General features: G+C 68.4%; 3 protein-coding genes and 2 tRNA genes. 1 reads left to right on the top strand and 4 read right to left on the bottom strand.

Translation table 11 applies throughout. The features are described 5' to 3' along the window. The 4 genes from BMG523DRAFT_RS22000 to BMG523DRAFT_RS21985 form a co-directional block, all read right to left on the bottom strand. The coding region (locus BMG523DRAFT_RS22000; RefSeq protein WP_200923146.1) for an ATP-dependent Clp protease proteolytic subunit at positions 1-407 on the bottom strand (407 nt) is incomplete at its 3' end. A gap of 83 nt (positions 408-490) precedes the next feature. Next, complete coding sequence (locus BMG523DRAFT_RS21995) at positions 491-1,108, bottom strand: ATP-dependent Clp protease proteolytic subunit (RefSeq protein ID WP_082456852.1); 618 nt, start codon at positions 1,106-1,108, stop codon at positions 491-493. A gap of 359 nt (positions 1,109-1,467) precedes the next feature. Beyond that, positions 1,468-2,919, bottom strand: coding sequence for a trigger factor (gene tig / locus BMG523DRAFT_RS21990; RefSeq protein WP_011435648.1), 1,452 nt, complete (start codon positions 2,917-2,919; stop codon positions 1,468-1,470). Positions 2,920-2,976: 57 nt separating this feature from the next. Further along, positions 2,977-3,049, bottom strand: a tRNA-Pro gene (locus BMG523DRAFT_RS21985). Positions 3,050-3,096: 47 nt separating this feature from the next. On the opposite strand from BMG523DRAFT_RS21985, the gene BMG523DRAFT_RS21980 reads away from it, so the two are divergent. Then, positions 3,097-3,170: transfer RNA gene (locus BMG523DRAFT_RS21980), tRNA-Gly, on the top strand. Positions 3,171-3,274: the final 104 nt, after the last annotated feature.

Genomic DNA, 3,274 nt, shown 5'->3' with positions numbered 1-3,274 from the left:
AGGATCCGGCTGTTCTCCAGCGCGAACCGCTTCCCCGGCGTGCCCGCCGCCAGCAGCACCGCCGCCGCCGACGCCGCCTGACCCATGCAGATCGTCGAGATGTCCGGCCGCACGAACTGCATCGTGTCGTAGATCGCCGTCAACGACGTGAACGACCCACCCGGCGAGTTGATGTAGATCGAGATGTCCCGGTCGGGATCCTCGGACTCCAGGAACAGCAGCTGCGCCATCACGTCGTTCGCCGACACATCATCGATCTGCACACCGAGAAAGACGATCCGCTCCTTGAGCAGCTTCGAATACGGATCCATGCCGTACTCGCCGCGGGAGGTCTTCTCGATGATGTTCGGCAGGACGTAGCGGCCCTGCGGCTGGGCGGCTGCCTGGCGGGCCTGCTCGTGCCGCATCTGCTGGTACAGCGTGTCGTGGAACATGGTGGCTGCCTCCGGGACGGATGACGACGGTTCGATCCGGTGAGCGGGGGCTCCGCTCAGCTCACCGGGCCTTCGCTGGGAACCTGGCGGGCCTGCTGGACGACGTGGTCGACGAAGCCGTAGTCCTTGGCCTCCTCGGCTGTGAACCACCGGTCCCGGTCGGAGTCGCGCTCGATCTGCTCGATCGGCTGACCGGTGTGGAAGGCGATGCGCTCCTGCATCATCCGCTTGGTGTACAGCATCTGCTCCGCCTGGATGGCGATGTCGGAGGCGGTGCCCCCGATACCACCGGACGGCTGGTGCATCATGATCCGCGCGTGCGGCAGGGAGTAGCGCTTGCCCGACGCACCGGCGCAGAGCAGGAACTGCCCCATCGACGCGGCGAGACCGAGCGAGACGGTCGCGACATCATTCTCGACGAACTGCATGGTGTCGTAGATCGCCATACCGGCGCTCACCGACCCACCCGGCGAGTTGATATAGAGGAAAATGTCGCGGGTCGGATCCTCCGCGTTGAGCAGCAGGAGTTGCGCGCAGATCGCGTTGGCGATCGAGTCCTCGACGACCGAGCCGAGGAAGACGATGCGGTTGGCCAACAGACGGTTGAACACCTGGTCGTCGAACGCGGGTCCACCCTGACCGGGTGCACGAAGGTCCGGACCCGGAACCGGCAGGCGCGGGGCTGCGATGTTACTCACGGTCAGCTCCTCGACTTCCTCACATGGGACGGCTGATTGACCGGCTCGACACTATCTGTGACACGCCCCAGTTCCCGCCCTTCCCGCCCGATGTTCGCGCTGGGCGTGAGGACGGGCCAGCCCGGCCAGCCCGGGGCCGGTGGGCGCTCATGGCCAGCCGGGTGCGGGCTGGTTCGGCGCGGCGCCGTCCGGTCACGGAAGGCGGCGATGATGAGACGAACAGCGGGGCCGGCCACGGTTCCAGGTGGGAACGGTGACCAACCCCCACGGTTCGCCTGTTATGACCCGATGGTTGCTTCGGGAGGAACGCGACCGCGCCAGCGGCGAGGCGCTGATCAGCCGTTGCCGTCGGTCTCCGCCTCGACCGGCTCGACCGGCTCGACCGTGGCGTCCCCGTCCCCGGGGGCGACGGCCTCCGCCGCGACGGTGACATCGCGGTCATGATCGGCGTCGGCATCGGTGTCCGGCTGCGAACGGGCTGGCAAAGCGAGCTCGACGGGGGTCCCCGCACCGTCGACGACCTTGGCGTTCTCCAGCAACAGGAAGAGCGCCTTGGTCCGCAGGACGTCGGCCATCAGGGCCGTGAGACCCTCGCCCTGCGCAAGCTGCTGAGCGTAGACGTCCGGCTGCACCCCGGAGCGCTGAGCGCGCAGGATGAGCTGCTCCATCAGCTCGCCCTGGTCGATCCCGATCGACTCGGCATCGATCACCGCGTCCAGGATGAACTGGGAGCGGATCGCCTTGCCGGCGGACTCGCGGACCTCCGCGTCGAACTCCTCCTCGGTCTGGCCGAGGGTCTCCAGGTAGGACGGGCGGTCCGTGCCGATGTACTCCAGCTCGCGGGAGAGGCGGTGCTCACGGGCCTCGATCTCGCCGGCGAGCAGCGAGCCGGGCACCGGCACCTCCACCCGCTCCAGGAGGCTTTCCAGCAACTTCTCCCGGGCCTGGCCGACCTGTTCGGTGCGGCGCGACTGCTCCAGGCGCGTCCGGATGTCCGCGCGCAGCTCGTCGAGGGTGTCGAACTCGCTGGCGGTGGTCGCGAAGTCGTCGTCCAGGGCCGGGAGCTCCTTCTCCTTGACCCCGCGGACCGTCGCCGTCACCTGGGCGGGCTGACCGGCTTGCTCACCGGAGAGCAGCTCCGTGGTGAAGGTGCGGGTCTCGCCGTCCGTGGCGCCGATGATCGCGTCGTCGAGACCCTCGACCAGGTTGCCGCTACCGACCTCGTAGGACAGCCCGGTCGCCTCGGCACCATCGATCGGCGTGCCGTCCGCCTCGGCGGACAGGTCGAGCGAGACGTAGTCACCCGCCTGCACGGCCCGCTCCACCGGCGTGAGCACCGCGAAACGATCACGCAGCGCGCCGAGCTGCTCCTCGACCTGCTCGTCGGTGACCTCGACGGCGTCAACGGTGATCTCAAGCTCCGAGAACTCCGGCAGAGTCACCTCGGGCCGGACATCCACCTCGGCGGTGAAGACGAGCTGGCCGCCGTCGGCGAACTCGGTGATGTCCACCTCGGGCCGGGACAGCACATCGACCTCCTCGGCCTGCACGGCCTCGGAGTAGAGCTGCGGCAGCGCCTCCTGGACGGCCTCGTCCAGGATGACACCCCGGCCTAGCCGCTGGTCCAGGATGCGCGGCGGGACCTTGCCCGGCCGGAAGCCCGAGACCCGGACCTGGCGGGCAAGCTTGCGATATGTGGCCTCGAGCGAGGGCTTGAGCTCGTCGAAGGGCACCTCGACAGTGAGCTTGACCCGGGTCGGGCTGAGGGTCTCCTTGGTGGCCTTCACGGCGCGGCGGTCTCCTGGTACGACGTTGGACAGGGGGTGACACGCCGAGGGTATCGGTCGGGGCGGGGAGACTCGAACTCCCGATCTCCTGCACCCAAAGCAGGCGCGCTAGCCACTACGCTACGCCCCGAGGCGTCGCCTGCTCATTCTACGGGGTAAGCTCGCATCGATCACCTCGCGGGTGTAGCTCAATGGCAGAGCCCCAGCCTTCCAAGCTGGCCATGCCGGTTCGATCCCGGTCACCCGCTCCACTCTGGGTCAACCGTGTCCGCGCGGAGGCGGACCTTGTCGTTCCGCCATGTCCACCGGGCGGGCCGAACCCCCCGAACCCCCCACGTACCGAACAGACCCGGCT

It is taken from the genome of Frankia sp. BMG5.23, from assembly GCF_000685765.2.
Taxonomy (GTDB): Bacteria; Actinomycetota; Actinomycetes; order Frankiales; family Frankiaceae; genus Frankia; species Frankia casuarinae.
Note: the sequence above shows the minus strand (reverse complement) of the source record. Positions and strands in the feature narration are given on the sequence as shown.